Annotated in this window: 22 protein-coding genes and 1 tRNA gene; 7 read left to right on the forward strand and 16 right to left on the reverse strand. The window is 44.2% G+C overall.

What is annotated here, in order from left to right:
• Window positions 1-11: 11 nt before the first annotated feature.
• The 13 genes from HXT40_RS06800 to HXT40_RS06860 form a co-directional block, all read right to left on the reverse strand.
• Window positions 12-1,031 carry an FAD:protein FMN transferase gene (locus HXT40_RS06800; protein WP_410310429.1) on the reverse strand — a complete coding sequence of 340 codons (1,020 nt, stop codon included), beginning with the start codon at window positions 1,029-1,031 and terminating at the stop codon, window positions 12-14.
• Window positions 1,032-1,076: 45 nt separating this feature from the next.
• Window positions 1,077-2,327: a Fic family protein gene (locus HXT40_RS06805; RefSeq protein ID WP_416090920.1), complete on the reverse strand. Its 1,251-nt coding sequence runs from the start codon at window positions 2,325-2,327 to the stop codon at window positions 1,077-1,079.
• 294 nt (window positions 2,328-2,621) lie between these two features.
• Window positions 2,622-3,341, reverse strand: a complete 720-nt coding sequence (locus HXT40_RS06810; protein ID WP_012913758.1) for a Fic/DOC family protein — start codon at window positions 3,339-3,341, stop codon at window positions 2,622-2,624.
• Window positions 3,342-3,359: 18 nt separating this feature from the next.
• The gene (locus tag HXT40_RS06815) at window positions 3,360-3,545 is read right to left on the reverse strand and encodes an antitoxin VbhA family protein (RefSeq protein ID WP_012913757.1); all 186 of its coding nucleotides are present in this window, start codon (window positions 3,543-3,545) and stop codon (window positions 3,360-3,362) included.
• Between the two features lie 739 nt (window positions 3,546-4,284).
• A complete protein-coding gene (locus HXT40_RS06820; RefSeq protein WP_033888552.1) occupies window positions 4,285-4,599 on the reverse strand; it encodes a F0F1 ATP synthase subunit epsilon in 315 nt (104 codons plus the stop codon).
• Window positions 4,600-4,601: 2 nt separating this feature from the next.
• Window positions 4,602-6,089, reverse strand: a complete 1,488-nt coding sequence (gene atpD, locus HXT40_RS06825; RefSeq protein WP_012913756.1) for a F0F1 ATP synthase subunit beta — start codon at window positions 6,087-6,089, stop codon at window positions 4,602-4,604.
• A gap of 6 nt (window positions 6,090-6,095) precedes the next feature.
• A complete protein-coding gene (locus HXT40_RS06830) occupies window positions 6,096-7,100 on the reverse strand; it encodes a F0F1 ATP synthase subunit gamma (RefSeq protein ID WP_004574170.1) in 1,005 nt (334 codons plus the stop codon).
• Window positions 7,101-7,103: 3 nt separating this feature from the next.
• The gene (gene atpA, locus HXT40_RS06835) at window positions 7,104-8,765 is read right to left on the reverse strand and encodes a F0F1 ATP synthase subunit alpha (RefSeq protein ID WP_012913755.1); all 1,662 of its coding nucleotides are present in this window, start codon (window positions 8,763-8,765) and stop codon (window positions 7,104-7,106) included.
• A 16-nt stretch (window positions 8,766-8,781) separates the two neighbouring features.
• Window positions 8,782-9,363, reverse strand: coding sequence for a F0F1 ATP synthase subunit delta (locus tag HXT40_RS06840; RefSeq protein ID WP_004574172.1), 582 nt, complete (start codon window positions 9,361-9,363; stop codon window positions 8,782-8,784).
• A gap of 99 nt (window positions 9,364-9,462) precedes the next feature.
• Window positions 9,463-10,005, reverse strand: a complete 543-nt coding sequence (locus tag HXT40_RS06845; RefSeq protein WP_004109948.1) for a F0F1 ATP synthase subunit B — start codon at window positions 10,003-10,005, stop codon at window positions 9,463-9,465.
• A 55-nt stretch (window positions 10,006-10,060) separates the two neighbouring features.
• Window positions 10,061-10,294, reverse strand: a complete 234-nt coding sequence (atpE, locus tag HXT40_RS06850; RefSeq protein ID WP_004109950.1) for an ATP synthase F0 subunit C — start codon at window positions 10,292-10,294, stop codon at window positions 10,061-10,063.
• Window positions 10,295-10,371: 77 nt separating this feature from the next.
• Entirely contained in the window at window positions 10,372-11,226 is an 855-nt protein-coding gene (atpB, locus tag HXT40_RS06855; RefSeq protein WP_004109952.1) for a F0F1 ATP synthase subunit A, read from the reverse strand.
• Window positions 11,227-11,427: 201 nt separating this feature from the next.
• A complete protein-coding gene (locus HXT40_RS06860) occupies window positions 11,428-12,459 on the reverse strand; it encodes a homoserine O-succinyltransferase (protein ID WP_004109954.1) in 1,032 nt (343 codons plus the stop codon).
• Window positions 12,460-12,614: 155 nt separating this feature from the next.
• On the opposite strand from HXT40_RS06860, the gene HXT40_RS06865 reads away from it, so the two are divergent.
• Window positions 12,615-12,688, forward strand: a tRNA-Met gene (locus HXT40_RS06865).
• Here the strand turns inward: HXT40_RS06865 and HXT40_RS06870 are convergent.
• On the reverse strand, window positions 12,648-12,899 hold the full coding sequence (locus HXT40_RS06870; protein ID WP_116285258.1) for a helix-turn-helix domain-containing protein: 252 nt from the start codon (window positions 12,897-12,899) through the stop codon (window positions 12,648-12,650). The genes HXT40_RS06865 and HXT40_RS06870 overlap by 41 nt on opposite strands.
• Before the next feature lie 159 nt (window positions 12,900-13,058).
• On the opposite strand from HXT40_RS06870, the gene HXT40_RS06875 reads away from it, so the two are divergent.
• From HXT40_RS06875 to HXT40_RS06885, 3 genes are all read left to right on the forward strand, one after another.
• Window positions 13,059-13,892, forward strand: coding sequence for a tyrosine-type recombinase/integrase (locus HXT40_RS06875; protein WP_116431970.1), 834 nt, complete (start codon window positions 13,059-13,061; stop codon window positions 13,890-13,892).
• 198 nt (window positions 13,893-14,090) lie between these two features.
• Window positions 14,091-15,149, forward strand: coding sequence for a hypothetical protein (locus HXT40_RS06880; RefSeq protein WP_004109958.1), 1,059 nt, complete (start codon window positions 14,091-14,093; stop codon window positions 15,147-15,149).
• A gap of 185 nt (window positions 15,150-15,334) precedes the next feature.
• The gene (locus HXT40_RS06885; protein WP_009993957.1) at window positions 15,335-18,736 is read left to right on the forward strand and encodes an LPXTG cell wall anchor domain-containing protein; all 3,402 of its coding nucleotides are present in this window, start codon (window positions 15,335-15,337) and stop codon (window positions 18,734-18,736) included.
• A gap of 115 nt (window positions 18,737-18,851) precedes the next feature.
• Here HXT40_RS06885 and HXT40_RS06890 read toward each other — a convergent pair whose 3' ends face one another.
• Window positions 18,852-19,217, reverse strand: a complete 366-nt coding sequence (locus HXT40_RS06890) for a hypothetical protein (protein ID WP_162861110.1) — start codon at window positions 19,215-19,217, stop codon at window positions 18,852-18,854.
• Window positions 19,218-19,601: 384 nt separating this feature from the next.
• Between HXT40_RS06890 and HXT40_RS06895 the strand changes: the two genes are divergently transcribed.
• Window positions 19,602-20,090 carry a hypothetical protein gene (locus tag HXT40_RS06895; RefSeq protein ID WP_226988337.1) on the forward strand — a complete coding sequence of 163 codons (489 nt, stop codon included), beginning with the start codon at window positions 19,602-19,604 and terminating at the stop codon, window positions 20,088-20,090.
• Window positions 20,074-21,366, forward strand: a complete 1,293-nt coding sequence (locus tag HXT40_RS06900; protein WP_076002578.1) for an MFS transporter — start codon at window positions 20,074-20,076, stop codon at window positions 21,364-21,366. Before HXT40_RS06895 ends, HXT40_RS06900 begins: the two co-directional genes overlap by 17 nt.
• 408 nt (window positions 21,367-21,774) lie before the next feature.
• Here the strand turns inward: HXT40_RS06900 and HXT40_RS06905 are convergent, their stop codons facing one another.
• The gene (locus HXT40_RS06905; RefSeq protein WP_255358933.1) at window positions 21,775-21,897 is read right to left on the reverse strand and encodes a hypothetical protein; all 123 of its coding nucleotides are present in this window, start codon (window positions 21,895-21,897) and stop codon (window positions 21,775-21,777) included.
• Window positions 21,898-21,974: 77 nt separating this feature from the next.
• Between HXT40_RS06905 and HXT40_RS06910 the strand changes: the two genes are divergently transcribed.
• Window positions 21,975-22,523, forward strand: coding sequence for a hypothetical protein (locus tag HXT40_RS06910; RefSeq protein ID WP_231130963.1), 549 nt, complete (start codon window positions 21,975-21,977; stop codon window positions 22,521-22,523).
• Window positions 22,524-23,101 lie beyond the last annotated feature (578 nt).

A 23,101-nucleotide genomic window follows, 5' to 3' on the forward strand; every position in this document is an offset into this window, starting at 1 on the left:
CAATAAGGCGATTATTCGGCAAAAAAGTGCGCAGGGAATGTACACGTTTTGCGGAGCGCACAATTTGGCAGCATTACAGCAAACTCAGCGCCGACAGTTTGCACGATTTTTTGCAAATCGTTTTCTTGCGAAACAAACAACGCAGTTGCGAGTGCATCCGCGTAAGCAGTTGGAAAAGCGCAAGTTTTGCTAGGCACATACGCCCAACTTGCGCATAAATCGCAAGCAGGAATGCCGTCAAGCGCATTAATCAAGTGAGTCGCAATTAAATTAGACTCAAAGCCACTTGCATCTTTTACTTTCCAGCGCCTTCTTGCAGCAGACGAAGCACACAACGCTCCGCTTGCGATTGATGCCACACCTACCGCTTGCGTTGTGTCAAAAGGATTTTCTAGCGCAACTTTTATTTGACTATTCTTTTTGCTAAAGCAAGCGCGCATATCTCCGCCTGCGTTTACCAAAAAATCAAAATCCGAAGGAAAATAATTATTCGCAGTCGAATCGTCACTAAACTCCTCTTTAATAATCTGCATTACAAGATCTACAAAATAGCCCTTACCGGCTGCACCAAAATCAAGCTGCACTGGCTTATTTGTGTGAAGCGTTGCGCCGCCGTCATCTCGCGAAATATCTGCCCACTTAACTGGCAGAGCGCGGCGATAGTTAGAGCAACTGTAGCTGCTGCTATTATCGTTCTTGCCTGCGCTAGCTGCCGACTCCGGAACGAATTGCACAGAATTGTTGTAGCCAAGCGCAAGCAGATCCGCACCAATACAAGCGTCAAAAGCACCGTGCGTGGCATCGTAAAACTCGCTATAGATCGCAAAAAGCGGCTGAGCCCACGTTGGAAACTCAAACTCGCCGCCATGCTCCGCACAAGCCATGCGCGAAACAAGCGAATCCGCACGAAAGCGCGAAAGCACCGATTCATACTCTTCAATAAAATCGCGAATCCGATTCTGCACGCGCTGCGAAATCGGCACGCTGCTAGAGATAATAATCCCCGTGCCAAGCGCGCGCTCAATCGCCATTACATTCCCAAACATCACTTTCCTCACACAAAAACATCGCTTGCCTCACGCAAACATTTCATTCGCTTTTTTAGAAAGCTCATACCGAATAGGGCGTTCGCCAATAGAATCAACCATTCCAAGCTCAATCAAACCGTTAAGCGCACTCACAATCTTTCTCTCACCAACCTGCTCAGCAATTGCATTGCCAACATATTCGCTTAATTGCTTGCGAGTCATCGGAGTTGGATTATACGAAAAAAGCTTATTTTGCAACAAAATAGACAGAACTTCACGCTGCACTTTAGAAATTTCTTCCTCTGAGAAAAGCTCACGCAGCTTACCCATACAGTAAATAATGTGCTTTAATTGCACACTAATATTCTCAAACACTTCGCCCTGTGCTTTTACAATATATTCCAACATTGTGCAACAAAACATAGTTAAATCATTGCAATTAAACAGCTCCTGAGCTTTAGAAAAAACAGCATAGTATCCAGATTTTTCTGCATAAATTATAGAGCTTAAGCTCAAAATTGTTGGCATCGAAAGATGCTCATGCAATTGCAAAGCAAGCAAAAACCGCCCAGTTCTACCGTTTCCATCGTAAAACGGGTGCACGCTCTCAAAAGCATAGTGGCACATGCACGCCTTAATAAGCGTTGGAACTTCGCTGCTATTCATCAAACTCAACATCTGTGTTAAATGATCTTGAATTTCTGCTTCCGTTGCATCGCCATCGTGCACTACATTATTTGCACCATCACGAATACTTACTTTTCCACTCCTAAAAATCTCGCCATCTGGAATATTATTTGCTTCTAATTCGCCCTGCATAATACTGTCGTAGATTTTTCGTATATCTTGCAAGGTTTGTGGAATCGAAGTGTCACATTCATTTGAATCCGCAAGCTCGAGAAAAAGCTTAGTAAATTCACTAAAACGCGTATGATTATTCTGCTCGTTTGCAGCATCAAGTGCTTTGGAAAGCTCTTTTCTAGTGCTGTGAACACCTTCAATAATGTTGGTATTTTGCACTTCTTTTGCAATAAGTTGCATTAAATACTCGCGCTGAGCAAACCGCGGCAACTCGTTCCACGCTTTTTCAACCGCTTTTTCAGTATTCGCAATATAATTCATATACGTCACAAGATCCGTTACGCACATTGCAAAAATCTCATGCGCATCAAATACGATTCCAGAACGATACGTCACTGGATTATCAATGCGCAAGCAATACTCTTCTTCCGCAATATCACAAGGTTTTGCATTACTTTTAGACATTGCAACTATTTTGCGTATTGTTTTGTAATCCATAATGCGACTCCGTTTACATTATTGCGTTTACATTATTGAGGATTTTGTAGTGATGTCTTGCAATATTTTGCTTGCGATATTTTGCTTATACGCAAATAACGCATTTATCACAAAATGATTGCATAACTAATATAAAAGTCTATTCTATACCTACATTTTGGCAAAATGAAGGCATAGCACACAAAAAACATTCGTCTATACCGACATTTTGGCAAAAACGCGCTATAGAAACATCGGAAGCATTGGCAACATCACACCACTCGTTTCGGCGTTCGCAATACTCAAACGCTAAATTCAATCTATGCCGTAACGCGTTTTATACGCAGCGTAATCCTTATCTTGCAAAATACTAGCCACATTCGGAGCGTATTCGTATTCTTCTTCAACAAGATGCGCAAACTGCTGCTGAGCTAAAAGCTCAACATTCAAAGGCTTTGTAATAATGTGGAACATATCCTCAAGAAGCTTCGTATCGTTAGCATCTTTAGCCTGGATTGAAGCTTCGTCGTTAACACGCTGCGTTATTAATCCCCAATCGAAATGGTATCCAGCATCTCGCGCAACTATATCCCAAAAAACGCGTTGCGTTCTACCATTGCCCTCACGAAATGGGTGTAAAACATTAAAATTATTGTAATTTACACTTAGCTTACTAATAAACTCGTCAATAGATAAACCTTGCAATAAATTATCATTTTTAAGCGTTTGCTCACAGTAACGAATCCCAACGCCCATGTATTCAAGCGGATGAAACGGTTCGCCGCCGCCTTTAGTCATATCTATAGTGCGAATCTGGCCAGCCCAATCGTAAACATCTTGAAAAAGATAATGATGAATCCACTGCAATTGCTTAACAGTTCCTTCAGCATGTGGCAAGTTTTCGTACAAAATAGAACATCTTGTGAGAACAGCATCGTTCTCATATTTATCTAATTCAATCTGATTATTTATATTAGATTTGTTCTTCAATACCCTTGTGTGAGGAATAAGATAAGGGTCAAAAACTGTTTCCACGACACACAACCCAATAACTTAATCCATCACGCCATATCTAGAACGCATTCTAGCAACAAATTCATTGCTACTTATAAGACCATTAGCATATTGATTTGCGTCATAAAGAAACTCTTTTGAAGGCGAATTGCCTTCAAGTTTGCCTGAAGCTATTGCAAGACCCAAATTTTCTTGACGCCTACGTTGCGTTTCTTTATCAATCATTTCTTCTCCCTGCCAACACACGCACCCAAATCAAAAACAACTATTAACTATTTTACTATGCACGATACATTTTGATTACAACATATTCAATTACAACACATTTTACTTACAGCACATTCTGCGATTTGACGAATCTAGCATCGGCAACATAACGCCGCTCGTTTCGGCGTAGATTATTCCAAAGATAAGCGCCATGTTATAGCTAAATCTTTACTTATTTGCACATAACAACAATAAAAAGTAAAGATAATTGCAATCTTGCATATTGAAAAGTAAAGATTCGCAAAACTTAAGCAAAAAGAAAGAGCCTTCGCACACGAACGCAAATAGGCACTCACTTTCAAAAGTGAAAAAATTTTACAGTTTTGAAAGTGAAAGTGCGAATCTGCTTGCAAACACTCGCCACGATTCTTACGACATTGAAGGAATCCGCGTAATAGACATAGCGCAATGGCTGCTCGAAACAAACACGTCGTTTCGTTTGTGAGCGTTACTTTCTCAGTCGGCTAACTGAGTTTTTAACAGTGTTTTGCCAATCACCGTTACTTTCTCAGTTCGTTAGCTGAGTTAGTAACAGTACTTCGCCTCTGAGATCTATTTTCTTTACAAACGCGCTATAAAAACAAAAAGGCAGGAGCTTGAGAATATCCCAAACTCCTGCCTTAGAAGAGATTACCTTGCTTACACAAGTTCATAAACTTACAAAAGCAACAAACTTACATAAGCAACAAAAGCAACCTTAAATCACCTTAGCGTTAGGCAGCACGTTGCCGTCTTTATCAACGTTACAACTATGCTCAACAGCAATCGTAATATTGTCAGAGTCAACCGAGTAGAAGCCATCCGTCACCTTAAAAACGTGACGCACGCCTTTCAAATCGTCAACCTTCACAAAACCGTGATCAATCAACGCAAGCACAGCCTCATGTCCAGGAAGCACGCCCATTGCGCCATTCACAGAAGGAATAACCACAAACTTGGCGTCACCTTCCCAAACAGGATGCCTGGCTGCCACCACACTAACGTGCAGCGATTTTACTTGCTTCTCCGACATAATCACGCACCAAACTCTTGCTGCATATCGTGCCAACGACGCTCAAGATCATCAATGCCACCGATACCAGAGAATGCCTGCTCAGGAATCTCATCGTAAACACCATCGCAAATGCGAGTGAATGCCTCAATGGTTTCGTCTGCTGGCACATAAGAACCTGGACGACCAGTGAACTTTTCAGCCACATAGAAGTTCTGACCAAGGAACTGCTCAATCTTACGAGCGCGGCTGACAGTAGTCTTATCTTCCTCACCAAGCTCATCGATACCAATCAAAGCGATGATGTCCTGAAGCTCCTTGTTACGCTGCAAAATAGCCTTAACGCGGTTCGCGCAATCATAATGAGCCTGACCAACGTAACGCGGATCCAAAATTCTAGAAGTAGAAGTCAAAGGATCCACAGCTGGGTAAATACCCTTAGCTGCAATATCACGCGAAAGCTCAGTAGTTGCATCCAAGTGCGTAAAGGTTGTTGCAGGTGCAGGATCAGTGTAATCATCTGCAGGAACGTAAATAGCCTGAAGTGACGTAATGGAATGGCCGCGCGTAGAAGTAATACGCTCCTGTAATGCACCCATTTCATCTGCCAAGTTTGGCTGGTAACCAACTGCGGAAGGCATACGACCAAGCAGCGTGGAAACCTCAGAACCAGCCTGAGTAAAGCGGAATATGTTATCGATGAACAGCAACACATCCTGATTCTGCACATCGCGGAAGTACTCAGCCATAGTCAAAGCGGTAAGAGGCACGCGAAGACGAGTCCCAGGAGGCTCATCCATCTGACCAAAGACAAGCGCTGTTTTCTCCAAAACGCCAGCATCAGCCATTTCGCCAATCAAATCGTTACCTTCACGGGTACGTTCGCCAACGCCAGCAAACACAGACACACCACCGTGATTCTGTGCAACGCGCTGAATCATTTCCTGAATCAACACAGTTTTACCAACGCCTGCACCACCGAACAGACCAATTTTACCGCCCTGAACGTAAGGGGTAAGCAAATCGATAACCTTAATACCAGTTTCGAACATCTGAGTCTTAGACTCAAGCTGATCAAAAGCAGGTGGGTTACGGTGAATTGGCCAACGCTCAGTTATTTCAATGTGCTCGCCAGGCTTAGCATTCAAAATGTTGCCTGTAACATCGAACACGTGACCCTTAGTAACATCACCAACAGGTACAGAGATTGGGCCGCCAGTATCTCGCACTAAAGCACCACGAACCAAACCGTCAGTAGGCTTTAAAGCAACTGCACGCACAGTCGAATCACCAAGGTGCTGCTCAACTTCCAGCGTAATCTCGTGGACGGTATCTCCCTCGGTGTTTCCAACGGTGTTGATATCGACTTTGAGAGCATTGTAAATATCCGGCAGATAGCCGACCGGGAATTCAACGTCAATCACGGAACCCTGAACGCGGGTTACGCGACCAGCTGTTGGATCGACCTCCTGCTCAGCTTCTGGAGGCGCTGTGGTCTGATTTTCAGCCATATGCTCCTAATCCTCCTCATTATTCAGCGCATCAGCGCTGCCGATAATTTCGGTAAGTTCTTGAGTAATGGATGCCTGACGAGAAGCATTAAGCTTTCTTGTCAAATCATCCACCAAATTGCGGGCGTTATCTGTAGCCGTATGCATAGCGTTCTGTCTGCTTGCCGTTTCGGAAGCAGCAGAAGTAAGTAAGCACTCGTGAATACGAGACTGAATATACTTCGGCAAAACAGCATCCAATACTTCATCCGGGCTTGGTTCGAAGCAATACTCCACAGCTTCTGGATTGCTGCGGCTCACTGCTTCTTCACGAGCAGAAACTGCGCTCGTAGACGACAATGCTGCTGAAGGACCAGAAGCTGCTTCATAGTCAGGACGATGCATAGAAAACTCTTCACCGTCCTTCAAAGGAACCAGCTCAACTGGCAGCATGCGCAACGTACGAACTTTTTGCCTCACCATATTTATAAATTCAGTGAACACAATATACAGTTCCGAAACTCCGCCTTCTGCTTCCGGCGTCATATAAGCGTCCATTAAAGTATCGGAAATCTTTTCAGCAATAGTAACGTCTGGGTGGTCAGTAGAACCTTCCCAAGTACCTGCCACATCGCGATTGCGATACTTGTAGTAAGTTGCACCGCGTCGACCGTACACGTACAGTTCTGCATGCTTACCTTCTGCATCGAGTTTTGCAAGAAGTGCTTCAGTCTCACGAATAATCGAAGACGTAAACGCACCTGCCATACCACGATCAGAAGTAAGAGCTAAAACTGCTACACGATTGCCAGCATGCTCTTTACCAAAAATAGGATGCTTAATATTTGCTTCGTGATGAGCTACCAACGCCTGCACGGCATCGAAAATTGCGTCACTATAAGGCTTAGCATTAAGCGCAATATCTCGCGCTTTAGCGATATGAGAAGACGCAATCATTTCCTGAGCCTTAAAGATTTTACCCAAAGACTGTGTGGAAATAATTCTCGATTTCAATGCAAGTTGGGAGGACATACGCTACTTCCCCTCAGGCTCGCGACTGTCTGCTTTCGGCTTAGCTACGAGCTGTTCCTTCTCAACAGGAGCAGGGTTTTCAGCCGGCGGCAAAGAATCCTTTACAATCAAAGGCTTGCCAGCAGATGTCTTAAACGTCCTACGGAAATCATCAATGGCTGCATCAAGCTTAGCTTCAGTTTCCTTAGTGAAGTCTTCAGTATCGCGAATTACTTGCAAAATGTCGGTTCCCTTATCCAAGTAATCCAACAATTCGCTTTCGAAACGCAACACATCCTTCACAGGAATATCGTCAAGCTTGCCATGAGTACCAGCCCACACAGAAACAACTTCTTGCTCCATTGCTCGAGGAGAGAACTGCTTCTGCTTAAGTAGCTCAGTCAAACGAGCACCGCGAGTAAGCTGCGCCTTTGAGGCTGCATCCAAATCAGAAGCGAACATTGCGAAGGATTCCAAAGACTTGTAACGAGCCAAGGAAATCTTCAACATGCCGGAGACTTTCTTCAAAGCCTTAGCCTGAGCTGCACCACCAACACGAGACACGGAAATACCAACGTCTACTGCTGGACGCTGACCGGCGTTGAACAAATCAGACTGCAAGAAGATCTGACCATCGGTGATAGAAATCACGTTGGTTGGAATGTATGCAGAAACATCGTTTGCCTTGGTTTCGATAATTGGAAGACCGGTCATAGAACCGCCACCCAAATCGTCAGAAAGCTTAGCACAACGTTCAAGCAGACGAGAGTGCAAGTAGAACACGTCGCCTGGGTAAGCTTCACGCCCAGGTGGACGACGCAAAAGCAAGGAAATTGAACGGTATGCTTCTGCTTGTTTCGACAGATCATCGAAAACAATCAAAACGTGCTTGCCGTTATACATCCAGTGCTGACCGATTGCAGAACCAGTGTAAGGTGCAATGTATTTAAAACCTGCAGAATCAGAAGCTGGACTTGCCACGATTGTGGTGTACTTCATAGCTCCTGCTTCTTCAAGGCTTTGACGCACTGAAGCAATAGTAGAACCCTTTTGACCGATTGCTACATAAATGCAGCGAACCTGTTTCTTTGGATCTCCAGTTTCCCAGTTAGCACGCTGGTTAATAATCGTATCTATTGCGATTGCAGTCTTACCTGTTTGACGGTCACCAATAATCAACTGGCGCTGACCACGACCTATTGGCGTCATTGCGTCAATAGCCTTCAAACCAGTAGACAATGGTTCATCGACTGGATGACGGTGAATAACGTCTGGAGCCTGGGCTTCAAGAATACGACGCTCACTGCACTCAATCGCACCCAAACCATCGATTGGATTACCCAACGGATCCACAGTACGACCAAGATAAGCGTCACCAACCGGCACAGACAACACCTCGCCTGTGCGGTATACTTCCTGCCCTTCCTCAATACCTGTAAAATCGCCGAGAATAACGACGCCGATTTCGTGTGCATCAAGGTTGAACGCAAGACCCAAGGTATCGTTCTCGAATGTGAGCAGCTCGTTTGCCATGCAGCCGGACAATCCAGCTACGTGCGCAATGCCGTCACCAGCCGTAACAACATAGCCAACTTCTTGCGTTGGCATGTCGGTAGGCTTATACGAGTCAACAAACCCGTCGAGCGCCTTGCGTATCAGGGCGGGATCAATAGATAGTTCCGCCATAATTCTCCTTAATTTACTACTTCACTGCCTGTGTCCAAGCACCATTTCGCGCAGAACGCTGCAACTGCTTAAGCTGCATCAACATGGTGCGATCGGTTATTTGATCACCGATTTGTATACGCATACCACCAAGTACGTTTGGATCCACAATTGGGTTAATGTATGCACGATGACCCAACTTATTGCTGTAGATTTCAATCAAACGCTTAATTTGCTTATCTGTAAGCGGCTGAGCAGTAGTGACTGTAACCAATGTTTCGCCAGCTTCACGCTCAAATCCTGACCAAGCACCACCGAAGCTACCGGTTTTACCGCTTTCGGCACCTCCGTGCCAAGTTCCTACTAGATAATGCATAATGCGCAATACAACAGGGTGCGCCTTACCTCCAATAAGCTCGTCAATAAGGCGAGACTTATCTTCCGAAGACCTATTCGGATCAGTAATCGCATCAGAAAGCTCAGGATACTTATCAATCATGTCCATCATTGACGAAAGCTCGTCTGAAATGCGCTGCGCTTCATCGTGCGCATCTGAGATGGCCTGAGCAAGCGAAGAACGCGACAAACTATCGTTTGCTCGCGATGCCTTTTCTGGCATTCTTACCTCCTCGTTTCTGTAAAAAACGAAGTAATGCAAATAATACAAAATGAAATAACCGTAATTTTATTTTGCGATTATTCAGTTTTGTACATTACTTTACTTGCTTTGATCCGAATTTTTAGTGTCTCCAACTTCATCGATCACATGATCAATAATCTTGGAGCTGACGGTATCGTCATCCAATTTGGATGCAAGAATCTTGCCAGCTAAAGCTGCTGCAAGAACCGACACCTCTCCTTGGAGGCTGGACATGGCATGCTTATGCTGAGCCTCAATAGAATGCTGCGCTTCACTGATAATCTTCGCAGCATCCTTTTCAGCGCGTTGTCTAGCTTCGCCAATAATTTTTGAAGCTTCCGATCGAGCCTCTTCACGAGTCTTTGCAGCATCAGTTTGAGCTTGAGAAAGTTCGTTTTCAATCTGGCTCTTCAACTCGTCTGCTTCACGCTGCACATTAGCAGCCTTAGCCATTCCGCCTTCAATTTTTTCTGCACGCTCGTCGAGAATTGCCTGGAATTTAGGCATAACAAACTTGTAGAAAAACGCTGCAAGAACTACCAAAACTACTAATGACCACAGTACGTCATAAGGCTCAGGCAAGAACAACGCCAACTTATTACTTCCGGCTGCATATGCCATGGCTTGTCCTTTCTATTCTTTCAACACTATTCGTGTTGTGCATTGTAAGTTTTGTTCAGGCTCCCATAATGTAGGAAACGAAGCCAAGCAAGCCCAAAACCTCAATAAATGCCAAGCCGACGAACATAAACAGCTGAATGCGGTTGCCAACCTCTGGCTGACGTGCAGTAGATTCCATAGCCTTAGACACTACTATTGCCATGCCGAGTGCAGGGGAAATAGTTGCTACAGCAAAGCCAAGAATGCTCAGGTTGCCGGTCAAACCTGCAAGAGCGATGATACTATTCATTGGTTTCCTTTCTGTTGAAACAGTAACCAGTATAAACCCGTAAGATATGTAAAATCTGAAAATCTAAACTACTTTTATTAAGCAGCTACAACAGCAGACTTTTCTTCCTCTTCCGGATAACTTTCCGAAATGTAGACTGAAGCAAGCACTGTAAAAATAAATGCCTGCAAGCCAGCTACCATAATTTCGAATAGGGTAAACAGAATGCCACCAAGCAGCCACAAAGCACCGCCTAAGGCAAGGAGTTTATTGCTGGAATCCACCACGAAGAAATTGGTGAATACTAAACAAGTGGCCACCAGCAAATGGCCAGCAATCATATTCGCAAACAAACGAATTGTAAGCGAAAGTGGTCGCACAATTATTAATTCTATGAGCTGCAATGGCGAAAGAATAAAGTAAATCGGCCATGGCACACCCGCTGGGAACAATGCTTCGCGGAAGAATCGCAAAAAACCTTTTTCGCGAATGCCCGCAATAAGATATTGGCAAACAACCCACAAAGCAAATACCAACGGACAAGCAATGGTTGCGGTTGCAGCCATATTTAATCCTGGAATCACAGAACAAAGATTAAAGAAGAAAATAGTGAGGAATAATGTGGACATCATTGGCACATAGCGCTTGCCGCGTTCCTCGCCAATCATTTCGTAAACAATGTTGTAGCGCACAAAATCCATCAAAATTTCAAGCACGCTTTGGAATCTGCCAGGAACAACCTTTGCTCGCATAGCACCAATTCCAAAAATAATCATTACTACTACTGCCATAAGTAAGCGCACTAAAATAATGCGATTCATGGCAAATGGAGTGCCTTGGAACAAAATTTCTGGAGGCAAAAACTCACTAATATTAGGTAGCTCTGGTTTATTCGAAGCTACAGTAGAAGCTACAGTTGTGGTCTTCTGTAAAACATCAACCATTACATCCATAAGTGCCTCCTTATAGCAATTCGTTCACACGCCTCAATTCAGTGCCGCTCACTCACATACTCAATTCATTCATTCTTGCGGCATATATATCAACTAGATCATATGTTTCATATTTCGTAAGGCGCGGGGCACGAAACGAAAAATATATCTAATTGCTGATTGTACTCTTTGCTTGTACATAAAATTACGCAACGTCAAAATTTATTTATTCATACCGTACTTAACTCCGTCAAATGGATAAAAATTATCGGAGCGCGGAGAAGCTGGCTCATGTCTTATAGAACGTTCAGTTCCAAGCCTTCCAGCAGTTCTTAAATGAGGAATATCAGAAAGATTGTAAGGTGTAGTTTCGTACACCCAATTAAGCCAGTTGCGCCAAAGCAAATTCGCGTGCGCGCGCCAAGAAAATAATGGCTCTAATTTTGGATCGTCATGAGGGAAATAGTTGTAAGGAAATGGAACGTTGCTCAAACCTTTTAACATGTCACGCTCATATTCCTGCGCAAGAGTCATTTTGCCATATTCCCAGTGTCCTAGCGCAAAAACTTCAGAAAAATCACGCGTAGCAACTAAGCCCGGACCAGATTCGGGACCATACGTAAGAATTTGTAAACGCTGATCTGCAGAAATGCTGTCAACATCAACACTCGCTATTCTAGAATGCGGTTGTAAAGCGATTTCATCAAAACCATTTGTAAGAAAACAGTACTCATCCTGCAAATATTGCGGGAACACACCAAAAACTTTTTTGCTGAGAACATGCTTTTTTACGCCATATCGATAGTAAAGCGCACCCATTGCACCCCAGCACAAATACATTGTTGAGAAAACGTGTGTTGATGCCCAGTCAAGAATTTGCGTAAATTCGTGCCAGTAGTCGACATCTTCAAATTCCATATGCTCAACAGGAGCTCCCGTCACAACAAATCCGTCGTAATAGTTGTTACGAAGTGCGTCAAGATTTTCATAGAATTTTACTAAATGATCAGCGCTAACATGCGTTGATACATGCGTAGAAGTTTTCATAAAATCGACGTCGACTTGCAAAGGAGACTTAGAGATGAGTCTCAAAAGCTGAGTTTCTGTCTCGATTTTTTTGGGCATAAGATTCAAAATCAACAAACGAAGTGGTCGAACATCCTGCTGTTCTGCTTCTGGGCGTTCCAATGCAAAAATTCGCTCAGCATCTAATATGCTTCGCGCTGGCAATCCTTCAGGAATCTTAATAGGCATGTGTTTATTATACTCCACACTTGTTTATGTTTATTGTGCCTATGTCACTCATGTGCACGAATCGTAAAATTCTAACCAAATACAGCGAGACACGCCCGAAAGTTGACAAATTTAAATTTGCACCTATCGTAGATAGAGCTGCTAAAAGTAGCCGACGCGGGGTGGAGCAGCTCGGTAGCTCGCTGGGCTCATAACCCAGAGGTCCATGGTTCAAATCCATGCCCCGCTACGAATAAGGTCGTAGGTTCTACTTTTAAGAATTCTGCGGCCTTTTCTATTTCCGGAACACGCCATGGAGTGGCTTCATTTAATCTCATATTGACCGACGGTCGTGTCATATCTAATACTTCCGCCAATTCATTTTGCGTACGTCTTTGACCCGCCAAAAGCATACGAATATTCATTGTCACAATCTGATTCAATGTCAAATCCATTATCATTCATCTTTCTTTCCTAAAACCAACTAGCCTTTTCATCCTATCGGTTAGTTACATATATAGTATATCACATATTATGTATTTGTAAAAAAAACGGACTTGAAACCGTGTAACGAAACAATACGTAAAATCTTTTCTCTACGTATTCTAGTCTATGTTTTTATGTTAAAAATCAAAAGAAAACTACTCCCTAATAGTTGGGAAACATATGTTACACATTGGCTGGAATATCTTGAAGCAAGTGGATATACAGAAGATACGATTAGATGCCGCTACTACAAAATCAGTCGGCTTGCACGCCTACTTAATCAGCCACCAGAAGATATTACAGGACAACAACTTGTTGAGCTTTTTGCACACCAAGACTGGAAACGAGAAACGCGCAAAGGTTATTCTTCAACAATACGCTCGTTTTACTCATACATGATTGAAGAAGAAATTATTGATGTCAATCCAACAGTAAAGTTACCTAAAATTCGTAAAGAATACGCAATACCTCATCCATGTCCTGATTACATCATTCGTGGTGCTTTAGCCCGAGTTAGAGGTAACAAGGAGTATGAAGCCATGCTCAGGCTCGGGGCAGAATGTGGATTACGACGTAGTGAGATAGCACAAGTATCTTCATCCGATATTATGATGCTTAATACTCATCCCCAGCTTCTTGTACACGGTAAAGGACGCAAAGAACGCACTGTCCCCATCGCGCCAGATCTCGCACAAATCATCGCCAACAAGCATGGATACATGTTTCCTAGCAGATGGACCGGTCACGTCGAAGCATCCTATATTGCGCATCACATCTCTCAGCTTCTTGGTAACGGATACTCCACACATAGTCTCAGACATCGATATGCCACTAAGGCATATGAAAGTACACACGACCTTCTCTTAGTATCTAAACTCCTTGGCCACGCTAGTGTAGAAACCACTCAAATATATATCAGTCTCACATTCCCTGATAGCAGTGCCATTACAGAAGCTGTTCGCCTCTAAAACAAGACAATATGAGGGGAGCACACGAGCATATTGACTTTATATCAAAAAGTTGCCAATCGTATTCTCACTACTATGTATAAAGCAAAAGTTATCGAGATTAGGAAAGAAAAATTAGAACGACACTAAGTATGTATATATCTTTCACCTGAATATTTACGTATAGTAAAAACATAGATAGAAAGACGAAGGATAATTATGGCTAATATGGATAAAAATCAGATTATTAAACAAGAAACCGAGATTACGAGACTAGATGCTATTTCTGGTCGCGGTGACCAGAAGCCAGGGAGCAAGAAGAAGCGTAAGCTTATCATCATTGCTACTGCGGTTGTTGTAGTTATAGCTTTGCTGGTTGCGAGTATGCTGGGTGTGAAGTCTTTAAGAGATTCCAAGACTCAAGCGTGCATCCAGGCAAACAGTGCGTACGCCAAAGCGTGGGCACAGTACGAGAAGACACGCCAGGATGCTGATGAAACTGCTAAGACTGTGACTAGTGTGGAGCAGGTTGCAAACGCTAAAACCTACACCACATTCACAGCCCAGCATGCTAAGAGTAAAAAGGTAAGTAAGGCGCAGTCTTTGAATTGTGCTATCTCCTACACTCAGGCTTTCAACGCGACCATGTCTAGTCTTGATAAGACTACAGCACAGCTTAATAAGACCACTAAGGCTCTGAAAAACTCAGTCGTTCAGGTCACAAAGTCGAAGAATGTGAAGGATCTTGAAAATGCTAAGAATATGGTGAAGGCGAAGCTTGATGAGATGAATAATCTGCTCTCCTCATCAGACGGTCAAGTGGCTGATAATGCTACTCGTGATAACCTGCAAAACCAGATAAACACGCTTACCGCAGCGTTGAATGATAAGAAAGCAACCGTCGAGTCTTTGACTAAGGCTCTTGAGCCAGTCCAAGGCGCAATCGACAGTGTAAACGCAAGTATACAAGCGAAGCAGCAGGCAGACGCTGCCGCAGCGGCTGCGGCGCAAGCAGCTCCGCAGGCTCGTTCCCAGTCTGCGGCTCGTACTAGCTCGGGAGCTCCTCGTTCAAGTACTCGTGGTGGGTCTTCTTATAGTGCGCCAGCACAGAATAAGAATTCGGGTGCGGTCGACTGGGATAAATACCTTGCTGACGGGAAAGCATATAATGAATTACATAGAACACCTAATCAATGTCGATATATCTATCGCTGTGGCACTGGATGGAATACCGATGGAACACCAGATGGTGACGGTGATGTAACTAATAGCAAATAGTTTCCATCTTTACTCATTTTCCCTTTACATAGTGGTTGGTTTTAGACGACTTCTAAAACCAACCATTTTTATCAATACCAAATTTTTATTGATATAAAATAAAATTTTTTCATTTTCTCATTACTGAATGTGAAACTTTTTGGTTTCGCATTTCATAATAAGCAATTTGAAAAAGGGAGACTTTTATGTCGCTTTTCGCTAAGCATAAAAGTATGAGAGACAAGATCCGACAAGGTTCACATCGCGCTCTTGCTGGTATCGTTGTCGCATCAACAATGTTGACAGGATCCGCATTTGCCGCTGGCGGTGCCGGATGGACAGGTGGAAACACTGGCGGATCTGGCACATATAAATCGAATACATTCTGGGTTACCGATGATAACCTAGGTTCCGCATCAGATAATGAAGCAGTGGTGCGCGCTATCCAATCAGAAGGTGTAGCCATCGGTAGCTCTGCTACCCGCGAAGCAGCAGCTAGAGCGCAAATTAACGCTGCATTATCCAAGGCTCGCGGTGATTGTGAAACAGAGTATACTGCGCGAGGTGGCACTGGTTCGGCAGACTGCCGCATCTGGGGTGTAGGCTTCACCGCAACAACAGCAGGACCAGGAATCACAAAACCGGAATATAACAATACTTCTAGCGCGCAAGCAACTGGCGCTCAATGGTTATCAGCATGGAACAACGAAACACAGAACGGTACCAGAAAATATAATCACGGCGGTAGCGAATACACAGTGTTTGATGATATTGATTCAGCTAATACACTCGCTTCATTCGCTGCTCAGGGTATGAGTACGCCAAATACTGATTTGATTGTTATCGTTCTTGCAAAAGACCAGCCTAAACTGTGGGACTTTACCCCTGATAAGTCCTGGGTAAAATACTCTAACGGCAAATGGGCAACCGTTATTGATGCGAAGCATACCAACACCACCGGTGCAGACACCCAAACCATCCTTGATGGTGACAAGCTCGGCTCTGTGGTTAACGGTAGCTTGGGCGAGAACCTGGGAGATAGCCTCGACACATTCACCCTGTCTGATGATTACACGGCTGCTGACTATTTGTGGGATCCAGATATGAGTGATGTGCATGTGTATGCTGCTCCAATCCCTGAGGCATCAACTACCGTCTCCTCAGTCGATGACATCATCACTAAGGGTACTGACGTGACAAGCCAGTTCACTATCCAACAGGCTGGCACGACCATTACTGCTACCATGACCAGTCAAGCTCTTGCTGCTGCACGTAGTCTTGCTACCCCTATGCAATACACGCTGCTTATCGGAGGCAAGGCGAATTATGCAAATGGTAAGGGTGCAGCCCAGGTACGCGCTGACGCAGGCAAAAAAGCTACGGATGAAGTCGAGTTTTGTGCTGATCCAACCACAGGCGCAGCCCTCAATTCTCATGGTTTGAAGAATAAAGGCTCAGAGTCTGCCGCGGGCAAGACAAAGACTACGAACGAACCATACGTGTGTGGTTACGTTCCACCAGTAGCAAAGGCAGTCATATCTGAGGCCTCTCAGGGTGGTGACCAGGACGATATTAATGGTAAGAGTGTCATGCCAGGACAGAAGCTGGAATACGAACTCACTAGCGAACCAACCATTCCAAACAACCTGAGTTATGCTATCGAGTCTGTTGCATTCACTGACACGTATGACCAGTATCTTGAGCTTGACAAGCAGACTATCGAGCTGCGTGACCTTGAAACCGGTCGCACCATCAGTAAGAAGAACTACACGCTTACTGCAGATACCGAGAAGCATGAGTTTACTATCGAACTCAACAAGGATTACGTGACAGCGAATATGACCGCGGGATCTAAGCATCGTTTCCAGGTTCGTTTCGAAGGCACGGTATCCAAGAACGCTCCAACAGACCATAGTGTGGATAATCAGTGGGGTTTGAAACTCAACAATAGTTTGACCTCGTCTAACGTGGTATCGAATAAGCCGGTAGAGCCAAAGCCTGAAAAGAAGGATGAAACCAAGACTGGTATCAATATTGATGGCAAGACCGCATACGTAGGAGACGATATTTACTACCGTCTCACTTTAAGCGCAGCCACGTTGAAGGACACTGCGTATAAGGTTCACCGTCTCGGCATGATCGATGACTATGATGATGAGTACTTGCAGCTCAATGACAAGAATATCGAAATCCTAGACGCAGCCGGTAAGGACGTCACCAACAAGTTCAATATCCAGGTTAAGGATGGTGTCGTCTACGTGTTCGCTAAGACCGTAGACACGGAGTATCTCGGAGATATTCTTCCAGGGGATCCACAACCAACAGATTTAAAGGCCTACGCTGGCAAGGTATTGGATGTGACAAAGGATCCTGCAATCGACCAGTCTCTCCTTGGTCAGGATTACACCATCGTGCTTCCTATGACAGTCAAGCAGGTCAAGGACGGGTATGTAGTGAAGAACACTGCCACCCAGATTACAAACGATCGCAAGGATGTAACGAACACGGTAACTAACCCGTTAAAGGTTATTAACCCGAAGAAGGATGTGACTGTTAAGGTTAATGGCGAAAGTGCGAATGGTAAGAGTATTTATAAGGATCATCAGTTCTTGTATCGTCTCGATAGCTCCAAGATCGCTGGTAACCGTGCCTACAAGCAGATCAAGAATTGGCGCATCGTGGATGATTATGATGAAAAGTTTGACAAGCTAACCGGCCAGTGGGCAGTCTATGTCAACAACGACATTAAGCTCGCTGACGGCACTGTGATCTCCAAGGGTAGCCGTATCGACGGTAGCGGTGTTGATGCCGGATATTTCACTTTCACCGAGGCTAATGGTGCGTTTACTGTAGAGGCAACACAACAGTTCCTTGATATTGCATCTGCTATGGATAGTGACTTGTCCTGGACAGCGTACGTGCAAATGACCCGTTTGGGCGTAAGCGATCGCGTAGAAAACACGTTCGTGGAAACCATGAATGATGTTGAACGCGAATCCAATATGGTGTGGACCAAGACCCCAGACCAGACCCCTGCTATTAAACTCATCAAGTACGACGCAGCATCTGGTCTTGAAGCGGGAGACCGTAACACACCAAGCGAAGCCTTGAAGTCTACCAAGAACGGCACCAAGATTGTGTTCCGTATCATCAACACCGGTAAAGTCAACCTGACCAAGATCACGTTAGATGATAAGACTATCGCAGGCTCCGGTACGGTAACTAATCTGGAGTATCCAGCAAACTGGTCTAACCTGGTATTAAAGCCTGGCGAATACGTAGAAGTCAAGGGCACGTTGACTGGTATGAACACGATGAATCATACCGACCGTGGTCACACGACTGGTACACCTATCGTGCCATGCGCATCCCATAACGATCACCCATTCGACCCAAACGGTGGAGATAATGGTAATGGTGGTAATACGGGTGTGTGCTATGACACTCCAGTCGAAGATTCTGATGATTGGAACGGTGTTACTGCTGCACCATTGGCTCAGACTGGTAGCGCGGTCGTGTCTATCGCTATCGCTGCTCTTGCAGCCCTGGGCGCAGGAGCAAGCATCATGATCACTAAGCGTAACAAGGAAAATGCTCGTAAGCATTAACCCGTAAACACGCTTAGTATTAACTGGCGAGGGGTCGCACATGCACACGGGACTATCTCCGTGCAATGGTGTGGCCCCTCACTCTATATTTTCTTCTTCCTCTATTGATTTCTTATTAATCTTTCACACGTAACGGTTCATACTCATGAGTAGAAAAGACACAGCCTTTACCCCTAGTCAACGTGCTTATCTCAACAGTCTTCCAGCTATCAAACACGCGACAGCCACACGAATCTACTACACAAGCCAATTCCACAAAGACGCTGTCCAGCAATACGATAACGGTGTCAGACCGTCTGTTATTTTTGCACAGGCTGGAATGCCGTCCACCCTCATCGGGCGCAAAAGGATTGAACGCTGCATCAACAGGCGGGAAAACACCGACTACACACAGTCCAGCATGCCAGAACAAGTACACAAGCAAGTCAGCATATTCCTCGACCAGATGGCGAGCAGAGTTGAGGGTTTTGATTGAAGCCAAGCGTTACACCTTATCCACCAATTCCACAGAAAGAATCCTGACATACGAATAGCCGGACTCTGCCAAACAGTAGGGATATCAGAAAACACGTACTACGAGCTGAGACTGGTAAATAGTTAAGGTCTAATAATGTACTACTAATTTTTATATAAAATTATTCCACAATAAGAGACACACTTGGAAAGAATGCGAATCCTGTATTAGGATTATTTGCATCTTCATAGATGAAGATGCAAATAAGATACAGCATTGTTCTTATGAAAGGAGACAAAGATGAACAAGAATAGCAAGCGCGGCGGAATCAACCCACGACCTCGACCATATCCTCATATGATTTAGGCATAATTTATCCGCACATATTCACACCAAAGGTTAATAATGAACATGACTTCGTACGAAGAAATGTTTGATGAGTATGTGAAATCAAGTGCAGCATATTGCGCTTCTCTATTTGAAGCAACAGAATATTTTTTCAAAGCAAATGCTGCACTTGAAGCCACTATCGTCAGTACAAACACAGCGAAAACATCCACCATCCATTCAATACAAGAATATTTCGAGACATGTAAAATATCGCTTATTAAAACAATTGATTTGCTACGGACATTCCAAGAAATACATACGACTATCCCTGGAGAGCAAGTAGAAGTCGATTTCGCACAACAATACTTCTATATAAAGAAAACATTATCTTGCGTCGAGCAGATTATTCAACTCTTTAGCACAGTGCGTGATGACAAGAACCTACAGCAACAGATTTGGGATAACGACGACTTTACAACATACTTCACTACTAGTGCCGATAGCATCTCTCAAGCAATAATTTGGCAATGTAATTTCGCGAAACGAGCAAACCTTGACGAATCTATTTAAACCTTACCGCGGATATCTGCGTTTAGCAGCTAGTGATTTTCTTTCTAACTATGCAACTACACTAGCCTCAACTACTATTCAATTATGGCTATTGAACTCACTTTTTATCGGTTTTCAGCAGTCAAGCCATTATTTATCGCTTTACCTCACCCTCACTGCAATAAGTGAATTAGTAGCAGGCCTTTTCTCAGGAGCACTAGCTGAGCATGTAGGAATTTTCAGGACAACAGTTGCTGCATGCTTAGCAAGAATGATTGCGGGATTATGTATTATCGCAATTGTATCGGTATCCTTCTCAACCCCATCTGCTAACAAGTTGCTCCTATTTTGGTGTGTTTGTATACTTGTAATGGTTACGACAGCATGTGATACTTTCTATTTTCCTGCTATTACTTCCTTTGTTAATCGTGTAACAAAAAATGATGATCTTATTAATGTTCTTTCACTTCTTCGCTTTACAAGCCTCATGGGTACATTAGTAGGACCAGCAGTTGCAGGTTTTGCGAGTAGTAAATATTTATACATTCCAATTCTATTTACAGAAACTATCGCATTAGCAGGAATAATAATTTTTATTTATTTTATTTACAAGCATGCAGTTAGAACCGGAATTTATACTTCAGACGTCGCAGATGAAAATCCAGAATATTCTCAAGGCTTTTTGGCAACTTGGGCTAGGGGAATGGCAACATTTGTAAAAAACCAAACGTACAGGACTTTAGCTCCATTTGCAATACTCGAAGCTATCGCATCTACTGGCATAAGCTTTGCTGGAGTCCTCTTATTCTCAATGGTTCTACATAGTGCAGAAGGATATGGCTGGTATTTAAGCGCAATGTCACTTGGGTATGCCCTCAGCTATCTCATCGCGCCAAAAGTGTCCAGCAAAATGTCCTTCTCTATGCTACTCACTCTTTCACATATACTAGTGACTCTTTCTATAATAGGACTGGCATTAGCGCCTAACGCTATAGCAGCAGCCGTGTTTGGTTTCCTTTTTGCTTTCTTCCAAGGAGTAGTAAATCCACCATTCCAAACAGTATTTATTCATGCAGTAGATGATAATCTCGTTGGACAGGTAATGTCTGTATTCATCTCAGTTGTTGCCGCTATAGGAGCAGTAAGCTATCCGCTATGGGATTACGCTTATTCCCACATGACCATTCCATCTCTACATGCAGAGTCAGGAATAATTGTCATAGCTGCTCTTATCCACTTTATACTGGTGCTTATCTGCATATTCGATAAGCGATTGCGTTCAATTAAAGCAGAATAAGATGCAATAAATATTGTAAATACGAGCACAACTACAAGCTGCGCTGTGAAAGTTCACTACAGAAGTTTCACAGCGCAGCTTATTTTTAAATTAGAACGCTTTCAATTCAGACATCTAAGTTAACCGAGTGAACCATACTTTATCTGTCATAGAGTGTTCATTTGTGCCGTGAGCAAATAGCACCAACATCTATATCTAGGATATTTATAACTGATGTCCCGTCTGTAAATTCTTTTGACTAACATCATGAGAATTAAAAGAAATATCAGCACCATACCCGGATCCACTAAAAAGTCTGGGCGGCTATTGTCTCCACGAGTTTCACTCGTGGAGACTGTACTGTTGTGGCGCAGCAAGAATGCTGCCACCGGTCGCCGCCCCCACTTTCTCGTGTTGGTAGCCCAGAGGCTAGCACACCCAGTCCAAAGACCACACGCCAGCCTTGTCACGCCACCCAACAAGCTCACCCCTGCCAGCCCATTCCACAACATGTTCCACGGGCTGACCGGAGTCGAGCCTGGAGCGTCGCACAAGGACTGGGAGTGTTCTTGTGGGTTTACGGGTGTGCCTGCCCTGGAACTACCAACACACAAGGAAAGGATAAAAAAATGGTTACCATCAACAGCGACCACACGGTCACACTCCTAATAGGAGAGGTAGAAGCTCTCGTAGCATTCCACAACTACCTAGCAGGCTTTACCACGAAAGGATTGGACGAGAACACACTACGCTACGGTATCCAAGCATTAAGCAGTCTCCTCATCGTGCGTGACATGTTCCTTATTGATAGTTTCCATGGCTGCACCATGCAAGACTTCCTCGATAACGTTGAGCACCCATTCGCTGAGAAAACTGTCCACTATGTGCGTTCAAGCCTCGACCTGGTTTTTAGAGATGACAATTTCACCCTCGACACACGGCGCATCCATCGTGCAATAGCACTGCTGACCACCATGCTGGAACTTAAAGGATTAAGTCAGAGGGAAACTGTCACAGTCTATGGCACACTGTCATACTTGTATTGGCTGAAAAATGACACGACAAACGCTCGTATCACAGCCCAGAAAGCACTCACGATAGACGAGAAGTACTGGCTTGCACGCATCACTACTACAGCGCTCCTTCACCACATCACACCCCACTGGTGCCAGAAGTAAGCAGAGGGTTTGCTGGCAGAAAAAGAAGCGCAACTTTTTCTGCCAGCCCCTGGTGGCTTATCGCAACCACCCTCCCGCGCGGGGCGCGTCTTACCCCTAGGGCATGCCCTGAACAAAATTCCATAAATTTTAGGGCATTACCCCCAGGAGCAAGCCGCGCTATTACCACGCGAGAAGGGTGGCTACTATGCTTCCATAAGTTCACACAAAGATGTGTGAACCAGCCGCCACCAGCAGAACAAAGAATCTGCCACCACTATCATGGCGGCAGACCCATTATCATCGCATGGAACACCTGCGGTGTACTCTCATTTTTTGCTTTTTATGACGTGTTCTTGACACTTCCCACTCTAAAAAACGGGTCACTTCCGCCAACTTCCCCGCGTCCTCCACTCGCGTTACGGACACGCGCGAAGCTAGGGCCCGCAAGGGGTTGGCTCCAGCGCATTCCGTTTTTGTCCCTTCCAGTGTTCAACAACACGAACGAAAAATAATCACACCAGGGTTTTTATATAAAACCAAACCATAAGAAAAATCATATACAAGTAGAAAGGAAAACAAGAATGAAAATTAACAGC

Source organism: Gardnerella sp. DNF01180P (genome assembly GCF_049244205.1).
Taxonomy (GTDB): domain Bacteria; phylum Actinomycetota; class Actinomycetes; order Actinomycetales; family Bifidobacteriaceae; genus Bifidobacterium; species Bifidobacterium swidsinskii.